Source organism: Vibrio sp. TRT 2004 (genome assembly GCF_050113735.1).
In the GTDB taxonomy this organism is placed as follows: Bacteria; Pseudomonadota; Gammaproteobacteria; order Enterobacterales; family Vibrionaceae; genus Vibrio.
Map to the genome: position 1 here is coordinate 1 of NZ_JBNJOH010000058.1, position 22,325 is coordinate 22,325.

General features: G+C 44.7%; 17 protein-coding genes and 1 pseudogene. 2 read left to right on the forward strand and 16 right to left on the reverse strand.

The window, feature by feature from the left end; genetic code table 11:
- Positions 1 to 78: 78 nt before the first annotated feature.
- The 15 genes from ACQEXR_RS17760 to aspA all read right to left on the reverse strand — a co-directional run bounded on the left by ACQEXR_RS17760 (position 79) and on the right by aspA (position 17,748).
- The gene (locus ACQEXR_RS17760) at positions 79 to 561 is read right to left on the reverse strand and encodes a hypothetical protein (protein WP_138973018.1); all 483 of its coding nucleotides are present in this window, start codon (positions 559 to 561) and stop codon (positions 79 to 81) included.
- A 94-nt stretch (positions 562 to 655) separates the two neighbouring features.
- Positions 656 to 2,383: a sodium:solute symporter family protein gene (locus ACQEXR_RS17765; RefSeq protein ID WP_427020857.1), complete on the reverse strand. Its 1,728-nt coding sequence runs from the start codon at positions 2,381 to 2,383 to the stop codon at positions 656 to 658.
- Between the two features lie 12 nt (positions 2,384 to 2,395).
- A complete protein-coding gene (locus tag ACQEXR_RS17770; RefSeq protein WP_331417611.1) occupies positions 2,396 to 2,659 on the reverse strand; it encodes a DUF4212 domain-containing protein in 264 nt (87 codons plus the stop codon).
- Between the two features lie 223 nt (positions 2,660 to 2,882).
- Positions 2,883 to 3,260, reverse strand: coding sequence for a MarC family protein (locus tag ACQEXR_RS17775; RefSeq protein WP_427020858.1), 378 nt, complete (start codon positions 3,258 to 3,260; stop codon positions 2,883 to 2,885).
- Positions 3,261 to 3,364: 104 nt separating this feature from the next.
- The gene (locus tag ACQEXR_RS17780) at positions 3,365 to 4,000 is read right to left on the reverse strand and encodes a response regulator transcription factor (protein ID WP_269377077.1); all 636 of its coding nucleotides are present in this window, start codon (positions 3,998 to 4,000) and stop codon (positions 3,365 to 3,367) included.
- Positions 4,001 to 4,191: 191 nt separating this feature from the next.
- Entirely contained in the window at positions 4,192 to 5,991 is a 1,800-nt protein-coding gene (locus ACQEXR_RS17785) for a protein-disulfide reductase DsbD (RefSeq protein WP_426953347.1), read from the reverse strand.
- A gap of 152 nt (positions 5,992 to 6,143) precedes the next feature.
- Entirely contained in the window at positions 6,144 to 6,632 is a 489-nt protein-coding gene (locus tag ACQEXR_RS17790) for an arginine repressor (protein ID WP_138973023.1), read from the reverse strand.
- A gap of 303 nt (positions 6,633 to 6,935) precedes the next feature.
- The gene (gene pyrI, locus ACQEXR_RS17795; protein ID WP_331417615.1) at positions 6,936 to 7,400 is read right to left on the reverse strand and encodes an aspartate carbamoyltransferase regulatory subunit; all 465 of its coding nucleotides are present in this window, start codon (positions 7,398 to 7,400) and stop codon (positions 6,936 to 6,938) included.
- Positions 7,401 to 7,417: 17 nt separating this feature from the next.
- Positions 7,418 to 8,347 carry an aspartate carbamoyltransferase gene (pyrB, locus tag ACQEXR_RS17800; protein ID WP_331417616.1) on the reverse strand — a complete coding sequence of 310 codons (930 nt, stop codon included), beginning with the start codon at positions 8,345 to 8,347 and terminating at the stop codon, positions 7,418 to 7,420.
- A 415-nt stretch (positions 8,348 to 8,762) separates the two neighbouring features.
- A complete protein-coding gene (locus ACQEXR_RS17805; RefSeq protein WP_427020859.1) occupies positions 8,763 to 9,773 on the reverse strand; it encodes an ornithine carbamoyltransferase in 1,011 nt (336 codons plus the stop codon).
- Between the two features lie 164 nt (positions 9,774 to 9,937).
- Positions 9,938 to 10,849 carry a carbamate kinase gene (gene arcC / locus ACQEXR_RS17810; protein ID WP_138972744.1) on the reverse strand — a complete coding sequence of 304 codons (912 nt, stop codon included), beginning with the start codon at positions 10,847 to 10,849 and terminating at the stop codon, positions 9,938 to 9,940.
- A 57-nt stretch (positions 10,850 to 10,906) separates the two neighbouring features.
- Positions 10,907 to 12,130: an arginine deiminase gene (arcA, locus tag ACQEXR_RS17815; protein ID WP_269377084.1), complete on the reverse strand. Its 1,224-nt coding sequence runs from the start codon at positions 12,128 to 12,130 to the stop codon at positions 10,907 to 10,909.
- 776 nt (positions 12,131 to 12,906) lie between these two features.
- Positions 12,907 to 14,355 carry a YfcC family protein gene (locus tag ACQEXR_RS17820; RefSeq protein WP_331417617.1) on the reverse strand — a complete coding sequence of 483 codons (1,449 nt, stop codon included), beginning with the start codon at positions 14,353 to 14,355 and terminating at the stop codon, positions 12,907 to 12,909.
- Between the two features lie 481 nt (positions 14,356 to 14,836).
- Positions 14,837 to 16,144, reverse strand: a complete 1,308-nt coding sequence (locus ACQEXR_RS17825; RefSeq protein ID WP_331417618.1) for an anaerobic C4-dicarboxylate transporter — start codon at positions 16,142 to 16,144, stop codon at positions 14,837 to 14,839.
- A gap of 152 nt (positions 16,145 to 16,296) precedes the next feature.
- Positions 16,297 to 17,748, reverse strand: coding sequence for an aspartate ammonia-lyase (aspA, locus tag ACQEXR_RS17830; RefSeq protein WP_427020860.1), 1,452 nt, complete (start codon positions 17,746 to 17,748; stop codon positions 16,297 to 16,299).
- A gap of 328 nt (positions 17,749 to 18,076) precedes the next feature.
- Between aspA and ACQEXR_RS17835 the strand changes: the two genes are divergently transcribed.
- Together ACQEXR_RS17835 and ACQEXR_RS17840 are read left to right on the forward strand one after the other, a co-directional pair.
- Positions 18,077 to 18,592 carry an FxsA family protein gene (locus ACQEXR_RS17835; RefSeq protein ID WP_427020861.1) on the forward strand — a complete coding sequence of 172 codons (516 nt, stop codon included), beginning with the start codon at positions 18,077 to 18,079 and terminating at the stop codon, positions 18,590 to 18,592.
- A 347-nt stretch (positions 18,593 to 18,939) separates the two neighbouring features.
- The gene (locus ACQEXR_RS17840) at positions 18,940 to 21,537 is read left to right on the forward strand and encodes an ExeM/NucH family extracellular endonuclease (RefSeq protein WP_426953344.1); all 2,598 of its coding nucleotides are present in this window, start codon (positions 18,940 to 18,942) and stop codon (positions 21,535 to 21,537) included.
- Positions 21,538 to 21,674: 137 nt separating this feature from the next.
- Here ACQEXR_RS17840 and ACQEXR_RS17845 read toward each other — a convergent pair.
- Positions 21,675 to 22,250, reverse strand: a pseudogene (locus ACQEXR_RS17845) (S-type pyocin domain-containing protein); the annotation flags it as partial.
- Positions 22,251 to 22,325 lie beyond the last annotated feature (75 nt).

Here is a 22,325-nt window from a genome sequence, read left to right on the forward strand (position 1 = left end):
TCTCGCTTCTCGCTTCTCGCTTCTCGCTTCTCGCTTCTCGCTTCTCGCTTCTCGCTTCTCGCTTCTCGCTTCTCGCTACTATTCTGTAAACAATGTCTCGTACTTCACAAACGCAGTCTGTGTCTCGCCATAGTAAAGCGTGCCATTGGACTGAATTGCCACACGTAACCAGCTCTCTTCAGATTCAGGTTTCGGCAGGGAAACCATCCATTGTTGTCCACTACTATCTGCGGATTGCATATCAACGGGCTGTCCGCTCTGCTCTTGGCCGTTAACCAGCGACAGTTTTACCCCTTCTAAAGGAAAAGCGGATTTTAGCGACAGTTCTAGCCCTTGTGCTGTGAGTTTTTCGGAGCGAAATTGCACTTTAAAATCGCCGTTGGTCATGTCGCATAAACCACTGGTATAACGACAGTTAGACTTAGCCGCCAGCTTATATGTTTCCCCTTCAACAGCGGCATGAGGTTTCTCACTCAACGCGATATCTGCGCCGAAATAGGCAATGATGGAAAGAATCGGGGCGATCAGTAAGGCGATGATTAAGTGCTTATTTTTGAACATCTTGGCTTCCTTGCTACAACAGACAGCGAATACGGTAACTGAAATTTGAGAAGAAAAAAGCCCCAGATGGGGCTTTTGTGGTTTGGATTAGATTTTAGTGGTCAACAGCACCGCCAGCACCAGCTGGTACACGTACGTGTTCAACCAGATCTTTCACTTCTTGTGGAGTTTCTGCTGTTACTTTCGATACAGCGAATGCCACGATGAAGTTGAATAGAGCGCCAATTGCACCAAATGCATTTGGTTCAATGCCTAGGAACCAGTTGCTTCCCCAGCTCTCTAGATATTTCCACTCAGGGATGAATAGAATACCTTTGTGCTGGAACACATAGAACAGCGTGATACTGATACCCGCAACCATACCTGCGATTGCACCTTCTTTATTGATGTTCTTGCTGAAGATACCCATCATTAGTGCAGGGAAGATAGAGGATGCCGCTAGACCGAATGCCAGAGCTACCGTACCCGCTGCAAATCCTGGTGGATTGAGGCCTAGATAGCCTGCCACCGCAATTGCGACCGCCATAGAAATTCGGCTGGCGAGCAGTTCTTTCTTCTCCGATATGTTTGGATTGATGACACCCTTGATTAAGTCATGGGATATCGCGGACGAGATAGCCAACAATAGACCCGCTGCCGTTGATAGTGCGGCTGCAAGACCACCCGCTGCGACCAATGCAATTACCCAGTTTGGTAGTTTAGCGATCTCTGGGTTCGCCAGTACCATAATGTCATTATCAACTTTGAGTTCGTTGGTTGCTGCATTAGATGTGTACTGGATAGCGCCGTCACCGTTCTTATCATCAAAGCTCAGTAGACCTGTCTTCTCCCAGTTCTTAAACCAGTCAGGACGCTCATCGTAAGCAAGGTGTTGTCCAGGTGCTGGGTTTACTGTATCCATTAGGTTCAAACGAGCCATTGCAGATACTGCTGGAGCAGTAGTGTATAGAATCGCGATGAATACGAGTGCCCAACCTGCTGAAGTACGTGCGTCACGTACCTTAGGTACAGTGAAGAAACGGATGATTACGTGTGGTAAACCAGCAGTACCGATCATAAGTGACATTGTGTACACGAACATGTTTAACGTATCACCACGGACTTGGGTCGTGTATTCACTAAAGCCAAGCTCGGTCACGACCTGATCGAGCCTATCGAGTAGATAAACATCGGTACCTTGAAGCGTACTACCTAGACCAATCTGAGGTAGAGCGTGGCCTGTTAGTTGCAGAGAGATAAAGATTGCTGGAATGGTGTAAGCTAAAATGAGTACGCAATATTGAGCAATCTGCGTGTACGTAATCCCTTTCATACCACCCATTACGGCGTACATGAATACGATACACATACCAATCAGAAGACCTGTTGAATAGTCAACTTCTAGGAAACGACCAAACGCAACGCCAACACCTTTCATCTGACCGATAACGTAAGTTACCGATGCGATGATAAGACATACAACCGCTACGATACGCGCTGCGTTTGAGTAGAAACGCTCACCTACGAACTCTGGTACAGTAAACTTGCCGAACTTACGTAGGTAAGGTGCAAGTAGAAGTGCTAGAAGTACGTAACCGCCTGTCCAACCCATTAGGAATACAGAACCGCCGTATCCCATAAAGGCGATAAGACCAGCCATAGAGATAAATGATGCAGCTGACATCCAGTCTGCTGCTGTTGCCATACCGTTGGCGATCGGGTTTACACCACCGCCAGCAACATAGAACTCTTTAGTTGATCCAGCACGTGCCCAAATCGCAATACCGATGTAAAGGATAAAGGTCGCACCAACAACGAGGTAAGTGATAGTTTTCAAATCCATCTGAGTTACTCCTTACTCATCTACGCCGAATTCACGGTCAATTTGGCGCATTTTCCACGCGTAGTAGAAAATAATACCTAGGAAGGTATAGATGGAACCTTGCTGTGCGAACCAGAAGCCCAGTTTGTAACCACCTAGTTGAAATTGATTGAGTACATCGACAAATAAGATGCCGCAGCCAAAAGAAACGACAAACCAAATCACCATTAGGCTGATCATCAGTTTTACGTTCTTATCCCAATAGGCTTTGGCTTTATCTTGACTTTCAAACGCCATTGCCGCCTCCTTACGATTGGTTTTGTTGTTAAGAAAATGTTTCAATGTCTACATTAGCAAGGGTTGGACAAGATCTCTTTTCAACTTTAGTCGTGGCATAAAAAACAAAAAGCGCCTAAAAATTAGGCGCTTAAGATAAGTGGTGGTTGTTTTTGTGATGTTAATGTTGTGTTAAATTAGCCTAAAGTCTAACGTTTCCCGCTCAAACTCAGAAATTATTTTACTAAAGGTAGAAATCTTTGATCCCCACCAGTAGGTTATTGACTGCAACGGCAGCCAAAATTAACCCCATAACACGGCTAATAATGGCGGCACCGACATTGCCAATCCAGTTTTGGATATGAGTCGCTCCTAGCAGCAGTAGCAGTCCTACTGCTGCTTGGAAGGCGGGCAGAGGAATCTGCATTGCTTCTAGTAACAATTGACCAGCGACGAGGAAAAACAGCAAAACCCCAGTAGCAATAGCGACCGCTTTTAGTGCAACCAGACGGCGCTGTTTGGCGGTGAGGTGTTGTGTTTGGGATAGGTAAACTGGCACTGAACCAATAGGGTCAATCACCGCCCATAAGACGACGAATTGGGTAATTAACATGCTTAGCAAGAGAAGTACTCCCAGAGTTAGTGAACAGAGGGGTAAATCAGATTGATGCCTGATACAAGCATTTTAGCAAAAAAACAGTGCCGTAAGTGTTAATTTCTCGTGAATTAAGTTTCAGATTCAAGCTGTTGAAGTAAGATTACTGCTTGAGTTCGATTTTTTACACCTAACTTTCTGAAAATCGCCGTCATATGAGCTTTTATGGTGGCTTCTGATACATTTAACTCATAAGCAATCTGCTTATTTAGTAGGCCATCAGATAGCATTCCTAAAACTTTGTACTGTTGTGGCGTTAAAGTGGCAATTTTTTCTGCTAAATCGTTACAGGCCGCATTATTGGTAATGGAACCTTCTGGGAAGAAGGGGTCTCCGTTTAGCACTTGGTTTAATGCGCTAACCAACTCTCTCATATCACTCGATTTAGGAATAAAACCAAATGCACCATGGCTTTTAACTTGAGTGACTACGGCAGGTTCTTCACTTGCAGAGACAACAACAATCGGTAGGTCAGGGTATTCGGCACGAAGTTGCATCAGGCCGGACATCCCGTTGGCGCCAGGCATCTTCAGATCGAGGAGTAGCAAGTCTGGCTCATCCTCTTTCGCGAGTAACGAAAGAAGAGCATCTAAAGAATCTGCTTCCAGCAGATTCGCACCACTGACCGCCATATGCACTGATTGAAACAGGGCATTGCGAAACAGCGGGTGATCATCAGCGATGATTATGGTGTATGTCGAATCCATGACGTTAACTACTTATGAATGTTTGGTTAATAGAATTATTAACATCTTTGCATGTGTGGACAATATTTATGCGCTAAAAGTCTGAAGTGTATCGGGTTTTATTAGTGATATTGCATATAGATGCGCGAGGGTGATGGAAAAGAGCAGATGAATCAGCGTCCTCCGATGACTGAAGGACGCCGAGAGATGGCTTAAAGCTGGTGATTGTTCAGATGATTAAGGAAGGTTTTAGCGTCCATAAATCCAGTGATACGAGCGTTGGAAATTGACTCTCCGTTGGCACCCCAAAACTCAATAGTAGGTAAGCCAAGTACGCTCATTTTTTTCAGCAACTCGATATCTTGAGGTTGATTGCGAGTAACATCCGCTTGCAGCAAAACAAAGTCTTTTAGTCGCAACTCAACATCTTGCTGGTGGAAGGTGTATTTCTCAAATTCTTTACATGCAACACACCAGTCGGCATAAAAGTCTAGCATCACTGGTTTTCCGAGCTTTTTCGCTGAGTCGAGTTGCTGTTCGAGCTGGGCAACATTTTCAATCCGAATGAACTCGATTTGACTCTGTTTCTCAACACTTGCTGTGTTGCCAAAGTAGTAGTTCAATGCTGGCTGTGCTGAAGCGAATAAACCGAGCACCGCAACTATCCCAACGACACTTTGTTTCCACCCTCCAAATGAGAGTAAGTTTTTAACGTGATACAGCCAACCGAATGTCACTAGACCAAGGGCGGACCATAAACCCGTCGCCCAAGCTTCAGGCAAAATACGTTCAAGTAGGAAGATAGGAGCGGCGAGTAACACGAAACCAAACAGTGTTTTCACTCGATCCATCCAATTGCCTGCTTTAGGCAGAAGTTTATTGCCAAATACCGCGACGAGCATCAGTGGAATACCCATCCCAAGCGCTAAGGCGTAGAGTGCGACACCACCGGTGACTAAATCACCACTTTGAGCAACGTACAGAAGCGCTCCTGACAATGGAGCGGTCGTGCAGGGTGAACAGACTAGGCCAGAAATTGCTCCCATAGCAAACACGCCTAATGAGCTGCCACCTTTCTGTTTATTGCTGAGGTTGTTGAGCCAAGTCTGAACCGAACTAGGAAGCTGCAAACTGTAGAGGCCAAACATCGATAGTGCTAGGGCAACGAATAGTGCGCTGAGTCCGATCAGTACATAAGGATGTTGCATTGCCGCTTGGAACTGCATACCCGCAGAAGCGACGACTAGGCCAAGCAGGGTGTAAGTCACCGCCATCCCTTGAACATAGATAAAGGCCAGTCCAAGAGCTCGACTATGGCTGAGCTTACCGCTGCCTAACACGATACTGGTTAAAATCGGGTACATAGGCAACACGCAAGGTGTGAAAGCCAAACCTACACCAAGGGCTAAAAATAGGAGGGGGGTCCACCAGTTATCGCTTAGCTTTGAGGCTAATTTAGACTCGCTAGACACCGGAGGATTGTTAGATTCTGTTGCTGGTGATACCTCATTAACAGCGTTGGCTGCTTTGTTTTGGATGACCGCGCTACTTTCTTGAAAGTCAAAACTGGTCAGATCGAGAACTCGAGTTTCTGGCGGGTAGCAGAAACCTGCTTTGGCACAGCCTTGGTATTGAACAATTAAACGGGCGCCGTCTTGAAAGTTTGCTAACGGAACTTCGACAAATAGTGGCGAAGTGTAAATATTCACCTCACCAAAGAACTCATCTTTATAAGGTTCGCCATCACGTATTTCAACATCACCAAGGGTGATGTTTTCTCCGCTAACTGAAATTCTATGTTGGTAGAGGTAGTAGCCCTCTTTAACTTGCCAATCTAAAAATACCCGATTCCCTTGCTGATATGAGTTGAATGGGAAGGCTTGATCGACTGGCACGAAGGAATTGCTGTTCTGACCGAAAGTTGGCGCAGAGTTTGAGCTACCAAAAAGCGCCATAGCAGGCATTGAAATTACGGATAACAGCAAGACGAAAAAGGAGAATACGACGCGCATAGAAGAGCCACAGAGTTAAATTTGATTCATTTTAACTCAATCAGACAGGAGAAAGCGCCAATAAGTTTCAACTGGATGGAATTATTACAGATATTCGTCAAGTGCTATCCACACCCCTCGCCGTTCTAGAGGGGTGTGAAACAGATAGAGTGCTAAGAAACACCTAGGCGAGCGCGAACGACTCTTTCACAGGCTTCGATATTATTGGTATCTTTTGGAATCACCAGCACCGTATCGTTACCGCCAACAGTACCAAGAATTTCAGTATGTGGGTCGATATCGACAAGGCGGGCGACCAATTGCGCACTGCCTGGGTGCGTCTTAACGACAACCATTGATTGGTTGTGAGTAATGAATTCAATCTGCGATGAGATAGAGGACTCTACACGAACGGGTGCAGTTTCTACTGTTATGCAGTAAACCTTTTTACCGCAAGCATTCTGTACTTTAACTACCCCTAATTGTGAAAGTAGTCGAGATACGGTTGACTGGCTTATGCCTTCGAAACCAATACGAACTAATGCTTCGCGCAGCTCGTTTTGCGTGCTAAAGCTCTGCTGCTGGAGAAGACGCTTACAAGCGGCAGTAAGCGTTTTATCTTCGCTGTAATCAACAGTGACCGAGGTTAGAGTTTCGCTCATGGGAACTCCTCAAAAAAACATGACGTAGGAATACGACCATCCATGCTGGTATCAGCACATAACTCCATATAAGTGCTGTTTAATTGTGAGCAATCACTTCTGTGGTGATTTGATTTGTCGTTTGATAAATAGATTAACACCAAATTTTGTATGGCATTGTGAAAGAGATCGCCAAATAAACAACTAGTTATTGCGGTCTTTTTTGAGTTTTAATTCTGTTGGGTGTGGATATTTATTCTCTATTGGGAATAAATATCCAGCACGATAAGAAGGGTTTAATAGTAGGTATAGATGGCGGTTGAATTAGCGCGCTTCAGTCATGATTTCACGAGAGAATACTTTTTCACAGTAGTGGCATTTTAACTGCACATTCTCATGTTTCTGTTGCACTTTAAATCGACTTTCAACGGGCTCTCCGTGTGAAATACAGTTGCTGTTAGGACATTCGAAAACACTTTCAATGCTTTCTGGCAAGGTCAAATTCAGCTTACTTATCACCTTGTACTCTTCAATCTGATTGACGGTAGCTTTTGGAGCATACAGAGCTAACTGGCTCGCTTGCTCTTTCGTCAGATAGATGTTTTCGATCTTGATCAGGTCTTTTGAACCAAGTGCCGATGAAGGTAGGTTAAGGCCAATCGTGATGCGTTGGTTTGCTTTGTGCATCTTAAATAGCTTAAGAATTTTGATACCGATATGCGCAGGGATATGGTCAATCACAGAGCCGTTACGAATCGCTTCTACCTGAAGTTGAGTTTCTTTCACCATGATGTCTCTCCTGCTTATTAAATGTTTTCGTTTAGTACTAGTGCCAATAAAGCTTCGCGGGCGTATACGCCGTTTTCTGCTTGCTCGAAGTAGTAAGCGTGCTTGGTTTTATCTACATCAATGGTGATTTCATCAACACGCGGCAGCGGGTGTAGAACTTTAAGATTGTCGCGAGCCTCTTTAAGCGTGTCTGCTGTGAGGATAAATGCGGACTTGATGTGCGCGTATTCTGACTCGTCAAAGCGCTCTTTTTGAACACGGGTCATGTACAGCACATCTAATTCAGATACGACATCTTCGATATTGGTGTGGTTGCTAAATTGAATTCCTGCTTCCTCAAGTTCTTCACAAATGTAATCAGGCATCGCTAATGCCTCTGGTGCGATAAAGAAAAATCGTACGTTATCGAATTTTGCTAGTGCTTGAGTTAGAGAGTGGACAGTACGGCCATATTTTAGGTCACCGACGAAAGCCACATTTAGGTTATCTAAAGTGCCTTGAGTTTCGTAGATAGAGAAAAGATCCAGTAGAGTCTGAGTTGGATGTTGATTCGCTCCGTCACCGCCATTGATGACAGGTACACCGTTAGAAAATTCAGCAGCTAGACGAGCAGCGCCTTCTTGTGGGTGACGCATCACAAAGGCATCAACATACGATGAAATTACCTGCACGGAATCTGCCAGCGTTTCGCCTTTTTTGGCCAGTGAAGTGTTTCCACCGTTATCAAAGCCAATCACTGTACCCCCTAAACGCTGTACCGCGGTTTCGAAAGAAAGACGTGTGCGCGTTGAAGGCTCAAAGAAGCAGCTTGCAACCACTTTGTTCTTAAGCAACTCAGGATTCGGTTCAGCTTTTAGCCTTGCCGCTGTGTCGACAACCAGCTCTAACTCTTTACGGCTGAGCTCTGGGATGGAGATAATGTGCTTGTTAAATAACGAATGCGCCATAGCAGTTTTCCTCGTCTCGAATCAGGATGACAGACAAAAAAAAGCCCCCTAAAAATAGGAGGCTTCAAAATAGAATAAATGGAGAAAATGAAACAGATAACATCCCCGACTCTGGGCGTGTTTTGCAACAGCGTTCGATGGTGGATATGTGTGTCATTGTTTTCTCCTTAGACAAATTGCGGAGGATTATACGTACAAAAAAACGCCTTGCAAGCGTTTGCGAAAACTATCCAAAAAATGGATTTTTATGCGAATTTCGCATATTTTCGCTCTATTTTCCCAGCCGTTGTGAGAACTTGCTTTAAGGCGTTTTGTTGACGAATTTGTTTCAAACTGTGTGAAAAAAAATGCGGGCTTTATTCAGGGGGATTTTACTCTCCTTGCCAAATGCCACCCGCATTCCCCTGCAGTTCGATTAGTCGCCTAGAGTTGCCACCATTACCGCTTTGATAGTGTGCATGCGGTTTTCTGCTTCATCGAACACGATAGAGTGTTTAGATTCAACAACTTCATCCGTTACTTCAACACCGTCTTTTAGTTGTGGGTAATCCGCAGCTAGTTGTTTACCAACCGTTGTATCTTCACCATGGAACGCTGGTAGACAGTGCATGAATTTCACATCTGGGTTACCCGTCGCTTTTAGCATCTCCATATTGACTTGGTAAGGCATCATTAGGTTGATACGCTCAGCCCAAGCTTCTTTCGCTTCACCCATAGATACCCAAACGTCAGTGTATAGGTAATCACAGCCTTGAACGCCTTCTTGAACGTCTTCTGTCATGGTGATCTTCGCACCAGTTTCTTCAGCGATTGCACGACATTGAGCAACAAGCTGCTCTTCTGGCCAGAATGCTTTTGGCGCTACAAGGCGAATATCCATACCCATCTTAGCCGCACCAACCATGAGTGAGTTACCCATGTTGTTACGTGCATCACCTAGGTAAGCAAACTTGATTTCATGTAGTTGTTTACCACGGCCGTGTTCCATCATAGTTAGGAAGTCAGCTAGGATTTGAGTTGGGTGGAATTCATCTGTTAGACCATTCCATACTGGTACACCAGCGTAAGCGCCTAGCTCTTCAACGATCTCTTGACCAAAGCCACGGTATTCGATGCCGTCATACATGCGACCAAGAACACGCGCAGTATCTTTCATTGATTCTTTGTGACCGATTTGAGAGCCAGATGGGCCTAAGTAAGAAACTTGAGCGCCTTGGTCAAATGCCGCAACTTCAAAGGCACAGCGAGTACGAGTTGACGTTTTCTCGAAGATCAGCGCAATGTTTTTGCCTTTTAGACGAGGTTGCTCATAGCCGTTGTATTTTGCTTTTTTAAGTTCCGCAGAAAGATCCAATAGGTGCTGGATTTCACGTGGAGTAAAGTCTAGTAGTTTTAGGAAGTTACGGTTGCGTAGGTTGAAAGCCATGATGTTTTCCTTCTTATCGTTTAACGCTTTCTGGTTGCAGGGAAAGAGGTAGAAAGCGCAGTAATAAATTGAGTATTTTTGCCTTTGATGACAGTTGGGGTTCAGAAGCCTCGCTAATTCAACGAGACACAAGGCTTCTGACCCGATTCAAACTGTCAGCAGTGTTAACCTTTAGTGATATTGGTGCCCGCAGTGCCTTGTAGGATGCGAAGACCATCTTCTAGTGAGCCGATACCGACCACTTTGCCGCCTTGTTTCACGAACTCACATGACGCTTCGATTTTTGGTCCCATTGAGCCAGCATCAAATTGGTATTTGGCCAGTTCACTAGGAGTGGTGCTGCGCAGTGCATGTTGAGTTGGTTTGCCCCAGTCTAGGTAAACCGCGTCGGCGTCAGTCAGGATAAGTAGCGCATCCGCATCCAGCTGTTTTGCTAGGAATGCTGCTGACATGTCTTTGTCGATAACGGCTTCGACGCCAACCAGTTTGCCGTTTTCACGTTTAACTGGAATACCACCGCCGCCAGTACAGATAACTAGGTGACCTTCATCGATGAGCTTGGTAATCGCTTCGTGCTCGATGATGCCAGTTGGTTGTGGGCTTGGTACGACACGGCGGAAGTGTTTGCCATCTGGTTTGATAGTCCACTGGTACTTCTCAGCCATTTCACGCGCTTCAGCTTCTTCGTAGATTGGACCGATAGGCTTAGTTGGGTCAGCAAACGCAGGATCGTTTGGATCAACCGTCATTTGAGTCAACATGCAAGTCGCGTTGATGTCAGGCATTTGGTTCTTGAACTCTTGCATTAGCATGTAGCCGATCATGCCTTGTGTTTCGCTACCCAGTACGTCAAGTGGGTATGGAGATACTTTCTTGTATTCCAATCCTTGAAGAGCGAGTAGACCTACTTGTGGACCATTACCGTGTACCAGTACCACGTTGTACTCTTTGGCAATTTCAGAAATCGTTTTTACCGCGATTTCAATGTTATGGCGTTGAACTTCTGCTTCTAGTGGCTCACCGCGACGAAGTAGGGCGTTACCGCCAAGTGCTACTACTACTGTTTGTTTAGTCATTGCTTTAATCTCTCTGCAGGGGCAGGAGCAATAGGGCTCCTGCCACAAATCACTTAGTTAGATACCATCACGCTCGATTGGGCAGCTCATGCAGCGCGCACCGCCACGACCACGACCTAGCTCGTCACCTGGGATAGGTAGAACCGTGATACCTGCTTTGTCGTATTTCTCGTTGGTGTAAGTGTTGCCTTCGTAGCCAATGACCACGCCTGGTTTCACCGTAAGAACGTTGTTAGCGTCGTTCCATTGCTCGCGTTCTGCGTGGAAGTTGTCACCACCAGTGGTGATTAGATTTAGCTTGTCTACGCCTAGTGCTTTCTCGATAGCAGTAACGAAGTAGCCTTCTTCTTTCACATTTACTTTGCCTGATTCATCGCCAGTTAGGCTCCAGCACTTAACGTCTTTACGAATAACTTCTGGGTAGACAGAGAAGGTATCTTCATTCATGTGCGTCATTACAGTATCTAGGTGCATGCAAGAGCGGTGTTTAGGTAACTCCATTGCAATGATCTGTTTCGCTTGACCGTTTTTGAACAGGCCTGACGCTAGATGTTCAACACCTTGAGCGGTTGTACGTTCAGACATACCGATAAGCACTGAACCGCGGCCGATAACGAGTACATCACCGCCTTCAATCGTAGAGTTGTCGTAGTTGATGTTTTCATCGTCGCCGAAGTACTTAATGAAGTCTTGGCCAGCGAAGGTTGGGTGCCAGCGGTAGATAGCACGTACGTGGTTTGTTTCACGTTGACGAGCCGGTTTCGCCATTGGGTTGATAGATACACCACCGTAAACCCAGCAAGACGTGTCGCGAGTGAATAGATGGTTTGGAAGTGGTTCGATGATGAAGTCAGTTGGAGCATGCAGACCTTGCATCATTGAAGATGACTTCATTGGCATTTCTGCGTATGAAAGACCACCAGTAAGGATCTTAGCAAGCTCAAGGTTTGGCAAATCACCTAGGTAGCAGCGAACGTCGTTAGCGAATGTTTTGCCCAAACGGTAATCAGATACCTGACGGCTTAGCAGCCAATCTTTTGCTTCAGCTACTGCTAGCGTATCAGCAAGCAAATCAGTAAGAAGAAGAACTTCTACACCTTGATCGCGCAAAGTTTGAGTGAATACGTCGTGCTCTTTACCTGCACGCTCTACCGCTAATACGTCATCAAATAGCAGGTCGTGACAGTTAGAAGGCGTCAGGTGAGTTAGAGCTCGTCTTGGACGATGAACAAGAACGCGACGTAATTGACCGATTTCAGAACCTACGTAAAACTTACTCATGATCGTATCTCTCTTATTTTATAATTAGTCTTTATTTAAAAACTAATAATTAATTTGTAGGGAATTGAGGTGTGAATTTATTTATTCACTTATTTTGTTTCTGGAATTCATATTACGCCTGTTGGCGTAGGTTTCTTAGAGGTCAATCACAGAACGTTTTTTATGCTCCAGCCCTTATTCTATAAGGCTTTTAACAATATCTATGCAGTTGTTATTGAGCTGTAACGCCCCTAAAAAGCCGCTTGTTATGGAAGTTTATGCATTCTATTATTCAACAGGCCAAGTAAATGTTGAATATGAGAAAAAATATGCATGGCAGTTATATTGATTAATATCTGAATAAGATTGAAATATGCAGTAAATCGCCCTAGTTAAGTGCTTTTGTAAGTGTATTTAATCGTTTTATAACAAAATATTTGGTAGTAAATGTAATCTCGATCACATTAAGGTTTTTGATTTCAATTATTCGATATTGGTGAGTGGATTAATTTAATTCATTATATTTGATACTTTTTCTAATTAACGGATAAACATCGGCATACTGATGAACGTTTGGTACGGATAATAGGTAACGCCATAGGGGGAATTTGGATCTGACTTCTAGGTAAGAGAGGTCACAGCGGCTTGTAAGGGAGCGAGAAGCTAGGAGGTAAAGGTATTGAGCGAGCCTGTTTCTGAACAGAGCAAATCCTTTATTCGCTACAAAACAAAAAAACCGCCCGAAGGCGGTTTTGAGTGGGCTCACTACCTTGTGAGCCAGGGTTAGGAAAAGAAACCTAGATTAGAGCGCCAATACTTAGCACTGCAATACAGAATAGAGTCAGGATGGCAAGTAGTGGTGCGACCCATTTAACCCAGCGCACGTAGGGTACGCGAGCAATAGCAAGACCACCCATAACCACTGCTGATGTTGGTGTAATCAAGTTAACTAAGCCAGATGCAGATTGGTATGCAGTGATAACCAGATCTCGACCTACGCCTGCGAAGTCTGCTAGCGGTGCCATGATTGGCATTGTTAGGACCGCTAGACCAGAGGTAGAAGGCACTAGGAATGACAGTAAGATCTCAAGGAAGAACATCACGTTAATGAACACAACAGATGAAAGACCTGTAACCATTTGTTCAGCAGAGAACAGAATCGTGTCGGTAATCATACCTCGGTCCATGACCACAACAATACCGCGCGCGATACCGATGATCAGTGCGACACCTAGTAGGTCACGTGCACCATCAATAAAGCTATTAGTGAACTCTTCTTCGCTCATGCGAGCAACTAAGCCGACAAGAATTGTTGCTGCTAGGAACATCGCAGAGATTTCTGCCATCCACCATCCAGCAACTGATACGCCGTAGATCATCACACCAAATGAGCCGCCAAAGATAGTCAGGATAACTTTGCGAGTGGTAGTGAACTCAAGACCTTCGTCAGATTGGTTGCCTAAGAAGTGAGCCTTATTCTCTTCGTATTTGTCGTAAACGATTGATTTAGATTGGTCTTCACGCACCATTCGAGCGTAGCGCATAACGTATGCTACACAGATGCCGTAGCCGACAACCAACATAATCGCACGTAACATGATGCCATCGGTAAATGGAATACCAGATGCATTCGCTGCGATAACAGTAGCAAATGGGTTGATGGTTGAACCTAGTACACCGATACCTGCGCCGAGTAGTACCGTTGCCGCTGCAACAAGTGGGTCGAAGCGTGCAGCCATCATGACAGGGACAAGAAGGGTGTAGAATGGTAATGACTCTTCAGCCATACCGTAGACAGTACCACCTGCAGCGAATAGCGCCATCAGGATCGGTATCATCATCTCCTCACGGCCTTGCAAACGATGGGTAACGCGTTCGATACCCGCATCAATGGCACCTGTTTTGGTCACAAGACCAAGGAAACCACCGATAACAAGGATAAATAAAGAAACGTCGATAGCCGCTGCTTCATAGCTATTGTGGTCATAGAAACCATCAATAGGCGCTAGAAGTACATCGATAACACCTTGCGGGTTTCCTTCAACCGCTTTATAGGTTCCGGTGACTGGGACTTCACGGCCCAGATCTTCGTTCATTGCACGGTCGTATTGGCCTGCTGGAACAATCCAGGTCAGCATTGCAACCAGAGCGATTAAGACAAAAAGAATGGTGTATGCAGAAGGGAATTTAAAGTTGGCAAAGAAGCCGCCTTTTTTTGCTTCAGTCGGTACAGTTTGGGTTGTCATGGCTATCTCCTTACTTTTATTTATATACCAATAAATAAAAGTGAATCAGCGACTCATTGTTATTAATAATTAAATAACGTATTGGTAGGGTAAGTTATTGGTATTCGTTTAAATATTTAGAACGTTATATTTCCGTTCTTTGTTGTCATTTTATAAGTATTAAGATGAGATTAACCTTGGTGATCTTCACAAAAACATACAGATGAAAGTCGCTTGAGTCAGGATGTGTTTTTTTCTTGGGTTATTTGTTTGAAATAGGCGGATTAATATTCTTTATCGATATGGAGAAACTAGTGTTGAGCAAGCGCTGATGGGGTAGATTAGAATTGACGGGAATTTTATTCAAACAGCGGGATTAAAATGCATAAAAGGTTTTTGAACACTTTATTGATTAAAGTCAAAAATAAAATGTGATCTTAATTTTTTACGAGAAACAAAATAAAAAAGGGAGCCGAAGCTCCCTTTTTAATCGTCGTGTTTATTAGATGAATAAACCACCGAATGTAAAGCCAAGAGCAACCGCTGACGCAATAGTCACCACACCAGGGATAAAGAATGGGTGGTTAAATACGTATTTGCCAATGCGTGTTGAACCTGTATCGTCCATCTCTACCGCTGCAAGCAGAGTAGGGTAGGTAGGCAGAACGAACAGTGCACTCACTGCAGCGAACGAAGCCACTGCCGTTAGCGGAGCAACACCAATAGCAAGTGCCGCAGGCATTAGAGCTACGGTAGTTGCACCTTGTGAGTACAGCAGCATTGAAGCAAAGAACAGTACCATTGCTAGCATCCATGGGTAATCAGCAAGCAACTCACCCGCCACCTCTTTAATGCCTGCAACGTGCGCGTTGACAAACGTTGAACCAAGCCATGCAACACCTAGAACACAGACACATGCTGTCATACCTGAACGGAATGTTGCAGCAGATGGGATTTTAGATGCATCAATTTTGGTAATAAGCACGATTGCCGCCGCCGCTGCCAACATCACTGTCATGATCGCCTCGTTACGACCCAGAGCAGGGTCTTTGATCAGACCAATTGAGCCAGAGATTGCAGCGGCATAACAAACCACAAAGCCAATTGCAGCAAGGAAGATGTAAGTGGCTGTTTTTGCAGTTGGTAAGATTTCACGTTGGGTTTCAGTTGATAGCTTGATCAGACCTTTTTCAAGACGTTCTTGATAAATAGGGTCATCTTTAAGGTCACTACCCATGAAGTTCGCGACGAATGCACCAATCATACAAGCAAGGAATGTTGTTGGAATACATACAGCCAGTAGCGTCAGGTAATCAACACCCATAGGCGCTAGCATAGCCGCGAATGCCACAACAGCTGCAGAGATTGGCGAAGCAGTGATAGCAATCTGAGAAGCAACAACCGCGATAGATAGAGGACGAGAAGGACGTACACCTTGACCTTTAGCAACTTCAGCAATAACAGGCAGTGTTGAGAACGCAGTATGTCCCGTACCTGCCATTAGCGTCATGACGAAAGTTACAATTGGCGCATAAAAGGTGATGCGCTCAGGGTGTTTACGCAAAAAGTTTTCTGCCACTTGCACTAGCCAGTCCATACCACCGGCAACTTGCATTGCGGCAATTGCTGTGATTACAGACATGATGATGAGAATAACATCGACCGGAATAAACGCTTGGCTGGTTGGTACGCCAAGCACTAGAGAGAGTGCAATAACACCTGCACCACCCGCTAAACCAATTCCGATACCGCCAATTCTTGCTCCTAAATAGATAAAGAGCAGAACGACAAACAGTTCGACTGCCACCATATTGATACCTCTTAAATGTAAATGATAATTCGAATTACCTAACGACTCAGTGTCTAAGTGGTTAGATAATAGGAATGGAAAACCTTGCTCGTTGTATGGTTAACGTGTAAGCGTCCAAAAAAGGGCTCCTTGGGAGCCCTTTCTTGCGGTGATTATTCGTAGCGTTTGGCTTTATACGTTGGATGCATAAAGTTTTCAACAGAAAGAATATCGTCCAGTTCTTCCGCAGTGAGTAGGCCTCGTTCAAGGACAACTTCACGAACACTCTTACCTGTTTCTGCACAGATCTTACCGACGATATCGCCTTCATGGTGGCCAATGTATGGGTTTAGGTAAGTCACGATGCCAATTGAGTTGTAAACGTAGTTTTCGCAAACTTCTTTGTTCACAGTAATGCCATCGATACACTTATCACGTAGGTTGACACAGGCATTGTGTAGTAGAGAGATAGACTCAAATACACTTTGTGCAATCACTGGTTCCATAACGTTTAGCTGTAGCTGACCACCTTCTGCTGCAAAAGAAACCGTGTTGTCGTTACCTAGAACTTTAAAGCAAACTTGGTTTACTACTTCTGGGATAACTGGGTTTACTTTAGCTGGCATGATTGAAGAACCAGCTTGCATTTCAGGAAGGTTCAGTTCGTTTAGACCTGCACGTGGACCAGAAGAAAGCAGACGAAGGTCGTTACAGATCTTCGATAGTTTCACCGCTAGACGTTTAAGTGCACCGTGTGTCATTACGTAGGCACCACAGTCAGAAGTCGCTTCAATTAAGTCTTCAGCAGGAACGACTTCAAGACCAGTTACTTCGGCTAGGTGTTTTACCGCTAGAGCTTGGTAACCTGTTGGAGCATTCAGACCAGTACCGATCGCTGTCGCACCAAGGTTAATTTCTAGCAGCAGCTTAGATGTGTAATCTAGGGCACGAATTTCTTCGTTTAGCGTTACTGCCCACGCATGGAATTCTTGGCCTACTGTCATAGGAACCGCATCTTGAAGCTGAGTACGACCCATCTTCAGTATGTTTTTGAATTCTTGTGCTTTAAGTTCGAATGCACCTTTTAGGTACTCAATCGCTTCCATCAACTGGTGTACACTGTTGTAAACCGCAATGCGGAAACCAGTAGGGTAGGCACAGTTCGTTGATTGGCTCTTGTTTACGTGATCATTCGGGTTGATGAACTCATATTGGCCTTTTTCCTTGCCCATAAGTTCTAGTGCAACGTTCGCGATGACTTCGTTGGTGTTCATGTTCACTGAAGTACCAGCGCCACCCTGGAATACGTCTGATGGGAACTGATCCATGCACTTACCTGTTTCAAGGATCAAATCACACGCTTCAAGAATGTAGTTTGCAACGTCTTTAGGAATAGCACCCAACTCTTTGTTCGCAAGTGCAGCCGCTTTTTTCGTCATTACCATACCGCGAACAAACTCAGGTACATCTGAGATGGTGGTACTTGAAATGTTGAAGTTTTCGATAGCGCGAAGAGTGTGGATACCGTAGTAAGCGTCAGCAGGAACGTGACGTTCACCTAGTAGGTCTTCTTCAATACGAGTTGCTTGGTTCGCCTTTTTTTGGGCATCAGTTAGGGTAGCCATACAGGATCCTTAGAGATTTATTCTGATAATTAAGTTCAATTCTAGCCATTCTGTAGTTAAGGAATCCGTTCGGCAGAGTTTTTGGCTGTATAATCCGTCCTGACTTATGTGGCACATGATACTGTACCTAGCATTTAAAAATAGTAACTTGATCACCTTTTTTGCTTTTGTTTAGTTAAAGTTTTGCAAGATATGAACAGGGTATTAATAGCCCTTTAGTGGTAGTGTCTTATTGAGTTTTTTATCACATTCTTGTCACGTTTTTTTACTGCTTTAATTTGAGCTCACCCTGCTGAGCACGTACACTGAAGCGAACAAAGGAGGGCGTGTGTTTCCTATCTTATTATTGCTGTTTATCTTCGTACCTATTATTGAAATAGGCCTATTTATTCAAGTGGGTGGCTACCTAGGTTTGTGGCCAACCATTGCCTTGGTGCTGATCACTGCATTTGTCGGTGCATCTTTGGTACGCAGTCAGGGTATTCAGACTTTAATGTCGGTACAACATCGCCTTCAGCAGGGCGAACTCCCTGCACAGCAGATCTTTGAAGGTGTGATGTTAGCGGTTGCGGGTGTGTTGCTGTTAACACCTGGCTTTATGACTGATGCATTGGGGATGCTTGTTCTATTACCAGCGCCTAGGTCTGCAATCGCTAAATATCTGATGAGTAAAATGGTGGTTAAATCTGTAGGCGGTGGATTCCATGGCAGTTTTCACGGCGATCAGTTTGGACAGAACTCTTTCAATCACGATACCTCCTATCGACATGATCAAAGCCAAGGTTCGACATTTGAGGGCGAGTATGAACGTAAGGATGATGACGAACATAACAGGCTGAAATAGCTTTAATACCTTCTCCAAAAGGCGCTGTATAGCGCCTTTTTTAATACACATAAAAGACACTGCTAACTAGAGCTTTTATTCTATTAATTAGCGAAAGCTTAATTAATTCAGTGCTCTAATCTCAAAAATGAAACTTCTGTTATCCCGTTTTGTTGAAAGTTTGATTGTGCTTCAATTATTCATCACATCTATGAGATCAGTATCTCACTGTCATTGAATGTAATTTTTTGTTTCATAAAAAAGAACAACACTGGACATGGTTTATTAATAGGTAGTCACACAAATAGTGATTTGGAACACGCTTTCTCGTTGTTGTTCGACATTGGAAGCGATGCATGGTGGATAACATGAAACAAAAATTTACTCCAACGCTACTTGCAGCAGTGGTAGCAGGTGCTCTCTCGTCTCCAGCAATGGCTGACGTAATTATTTCTCAGTATGTCGAAGGTGGCAGCAACAACAAAGCGATCGAAATTGCCAATACGGGTGATAGTTCGGTTTCTCTGGATGGCTATGAACTGGCGAAAATCAATAATGGTGTCGGTGATTGGGGCAGTAAGTTGTCATTAAGTGGTCGTGTATTAGAGGCGCAAAGTGTTTTGGTTGTCGCGAATACCAGCGCGAGTAATGAGATCAAAGCCGTTGCCGATATCCTAAATGGCTCAGTTATGAGCTTTAATGGTAACGATCCTGTTGCGCTACTCAAAGATGGTGTGGCACATGATGTACTTGGAGTGATGGGTGGCAGTTCTTTCGCAACAGACATCACTTTAGTACGTAATTCGGATGCGATGACGCCATCTTCTAGTTATGACGCTTCTCAATGGTCATCACTACCGAAAGACAGTATTCAAGGTTTAGGTGTTCTTGATGGCGGTACGGCTCCGCAGCCGTTTGCTTGTACTCAAGACGGTGCTGAGCCAATCTTTACTTCTATCCAAGAGATACAAGGCGAAGGTGATACCTCTCCATTCATTAGTGGCTATCCATACATCACCGACCAAGAGTTCTTTGTTAAAGGTGTGGTGAGTGCAGTGACGACAGGGCTAACTAAAGGTTTCTACCTTCAAGCTCTGACCGATGATTACAACCCTGAAACGTCAGAAGGACTATTTGTACATACTAACCAGTCAAGTTCGGAACTTCAGGCTGGCGATATCGTGTGTGTAAAAGGCAAAGTACAAGAGTACTACAACCATACGCAGCTAAAAGCGGAAAACAACAACTGGGTTAAGCAGGGTGAGCAAGCAGCTCCGAGTGCAACGGATATCGAAATCCTTGCCACTGACGCTAACTTTGATCGCACTCTTGAACGCTACGAGGGCATGCTAGTTAGAACAACGGAAGCGTTGGATATGCGAGTCACTCGTACTTTCGGTTATGACTATGCAGCGCGTCGCAACAACATGGTTCTCGCTCAAGGTCGCATTAGCATGCAGCCTAACCAGAACTTTGCCGCGGGTTCAGAAGAAGCGAAACAGCAAAGTATCGAGAACGCGGAGCGTCGTCTATTTGTTGAGTCTGACGCTAAAGCGCCAAATGGCTCAATCCCATATTACCCAGACTTTGGTCGTACAGATGTAGATCAAGATGGTTCGACGGAAGATTACATCCGTATCGATGATACGATTGTTGGCCTAGAAGGTGTGATTACCTATAGTTACGGCGATTACCGTCTGATTCCAACCAATACTCTAACAAGTGAAAGCTTTGTTCGTAATGACCCGCGAACTCAAGACATTGAGATGAAAGAGGGCGACCTACGCATCGCGACTTTCAACGTATTGAACTACTTCAACTCACCATTCGGTGGTAATACCAACCCGCATGGCGATAGCCGTGGTGCGAACAATTACGAAGAATTTGAAGTTCAACAAGCGAAAATTGTGAATGCTATCTTGCGTCTTGATGCTGATATCGTTGGCTTAATGGAAATTGAGAATAACGGTTTTGGTGACAGCGGTGCGATCCGTCAGTTGGTTGATCAATTGAATGCTCGTATCGAGAAGAAGAAAGATCGTTACGCTATTGTTGCTATCGATTCAAATGGCGACAAGGTGACGGATGAAAATGATTACATCGGTACAGATGTCATTACCACAGGGGTTATTTACCGTCCAAAAGTGGTTAAGCTGCAAGAATCTCGAGTTATTGCCATGCCAAGCCAACAAGCTCCAGAAGTCGTGGATGATAAAGGTAAAGTGATTGAAGATGGTAAGAACTACCAGCGTGATTCATTGGCACCTACCTTTAAAGTCAAAGGTACCAAAGAGCAGATCACTGTTGCTATTAACCACCTTAAGTCAAAAGGTTCTAAGTGCTGGGAAGATGCAGCGCCAGTAGAACAAGGTGGTCAGGGCGGTCAAGATCTAGATAAGCAAGGCTCATGTGAGAACTTCCGTGTTGCTGCGGCTGTTGCTCTTGGCGATGCACTGAGCAAAATTGATGGTCACAAAGTTATTCTTGGCGATATGAACTCTTACGGTATGGAAGATCCAATGCTGGTTCTGACTGACTACAGTGAAGAGAAATACGCTAAGACAATCAAAGCAGCACGTAACACTTACATTAATGGTGAAGTGCAATACGGCGATGAAGGTGCGTTGATTTCACACAACTACGGTTACATTAATGCGGTAGCAAAAGCACATCCAAACAGCTGGAGTTACTCGTTCAATGATGAGGTTGGTGCACTGGATCACCTATTAATCAGTTCAAGTCTAGAGAAGCATTTTGTTGATGCCACTGATTGGCACATCAATGGTGGTGAGTCGACATTGTTTGACTACAACGATGAGTTTAAAGGTGATCTACCTAAGTACAAAGACCACTTCCGTTCTTCTGACCACGATCCTGCGGTCCTGGAACTTAACATGGCAGGTTCATTTGGCTTTGGCGCCATGATGTCACTGTTTGGTCTAGCTCTGTGGCGTCGTCGTAAGTAATAGGCCTTAGCTTTAGTCAAAAAGAACACCGCCACACTATGAATGATGTGGCGGTGTTCTATTTGCAAAATGCTCTACTAACTTCTATATGATCGCGTAAATAGCAAAAGGTCCACTTATAACGTTTAGAAAATCACTCAAAATAAGTCCTCTACTAGTGCTTCAGTTGCTTTTGTCAACTCGATGGCTCTTTCATACACAGTATCTCCTGTGCTTTTACCAATAGTTGCCCCTAGCTTGGCAGCAACCTCCGATTGAACTGGTGAACCTAACCCCTCACTGGCTTTCTCTAACCATATGCCCGTTATATCTTCGCCATTCCCCGTTGCCACCCCAGACTCATCACGCGCCGTTTTTTGGAACATCAGGTAAAGAGGAGGCAACCCAGCATCCGTAGGGAAGGTAACAATATATTCGGCTAGATCTTCTTCTGGGTAGAGAACCGTGCCAATTTCTTGCTCGTGCTCTTCAATTGGGCGCACCCAGATATTGTGAACATCCACTTGGTCATTCTCAGGGAAGACGGTATCAGGTGTGAGTACATCGGTTGAGCCGTCAGGTGTCCAAGTAATAGTGATACCATTATCCAACTCAGCAATAAAGTGTTGCCCTTGCTGCACCGCCTCACGCTTCGCTACACGATCACCGTATGCACTTCCTTCGCCCGTTTTTATACCAACGACTTGTTGCTTGCCACTTTCATCGGTGTACAGCTTCAGTGAATGATTAACCTATAGTCTCCAGCCATTCCACCAATAGGGTAAAGCATGGAGTGATAAAAAAGCTCC

Excerpts from the sequence above, each read along its gene's own strand:
- ACQEXR_RS17760 (WP_138973018.1), bottom strand. The coding sequence starts at position 561 with ATGTTCAAAAATAAGCACTTAATCATCGCCTTACTGATCGCCCCGATT.
- ACQEXR_RS17765 (WP_427020857.1), bottom strand. The coding sequence starts at position 2,383 with ATGGATTTGAAAACTATCACTTACCTCGTTGTTGGTGCGACCTTTATC.
- ACQEXR_RS17770 (WP_331417611.1), bottom strand. The coding sequence starts at position 2,659 with ATGGCGTTTGAAAGTCAAGATAAAGCCAAAGCCTATTGGGATAAGAAC.
- ACQEXR_RS17780 (WP_269377077.1), bottom strand. The coding sequence starts at position 4,000 with ATGGATTCGACATACACCATAATCATCGCTGATGATCACCCGCTGTTT.
- ACQEXR_RS17785 (WP_426953347.1), bottom strand. The coding sequence starts at position 5,991 with ATGCGCGTCGTATTCTCCTTTTTCGTCTTGCTGTTATCCGTAATTTCA.
- ACQEXR_RS17790 (WP_138973023.1), bottom strand. The coding sequence starts at position 6,632 with ATGAGCGAAACTCTAACCTCGGTCACTGTTGATTACAGCGAAGATAAA.
- pyrI (WP_331417615.1), bottom strand. The coding sequence starts at position 7,400 with ATGGTGAAAGAAACTCAACTTCAGGTAGAAGCGATTCGTAACGGCTCT.
- pyrB (WP_331417616.1), bottom strand. The coding sequence starts at position 8,347 with ATGGCGCATTCGTTATTTAACAAGCACATTATCTCCATCCCAGAGCTC.
- ACQEXR_RS17805 (WP_427020859.1), bottom strand. The coding sequence starts at position 9,773 with ATGGCTTTCAACCTACGCAACCGTAACTTCCTAAAACTACTAGACTTT.
- arcC (WP_138972744.1), bottom strand. The coding sequence starts at position 10,849 with ATGACTAAACAAACAGTAGTAGTAGCACTTGGCGGTAACGCCCTACTT.
- arcA (WP_269377084.1), bottom strand. The coding sequence starts at position 12,130 with ATGAGTAAGTTTTACGTAGGTTCTGAAATCGGTCAATTACGTCGCGTT.
- ACQEXR_RS17820 (WP_331417617.1), bottom strand. The coding sequence starts at position 14,355 with ATGACAACCCAAACTGTACCGACTGAAGCAAAAAAAGGCGGCTTCTTT.
- ACQEXR_RS17825 (WP_331417618.1), bottom strand. The coding sequence starts at position 16,144 with ATGGTGGCAGTCGAACTGTTTGTCGTTCTGCTCTTTATCTATTTAGGA.
- aspA (WP_427020860.1), bottom strand. The coding sequence starts at position 17,748 with ATGGCTACCCTAACTGATGCCCAAAAAAAGGCGAACCAAGCAACTCGT.
- ACQEXR_RS17840 (WP_426953344.1), top strand. The coding sequence starts at position 18,940 with ATGAAACAAAAATTTACTCCAACGCTACTTGCAGCAGTGGTAGCAGGT.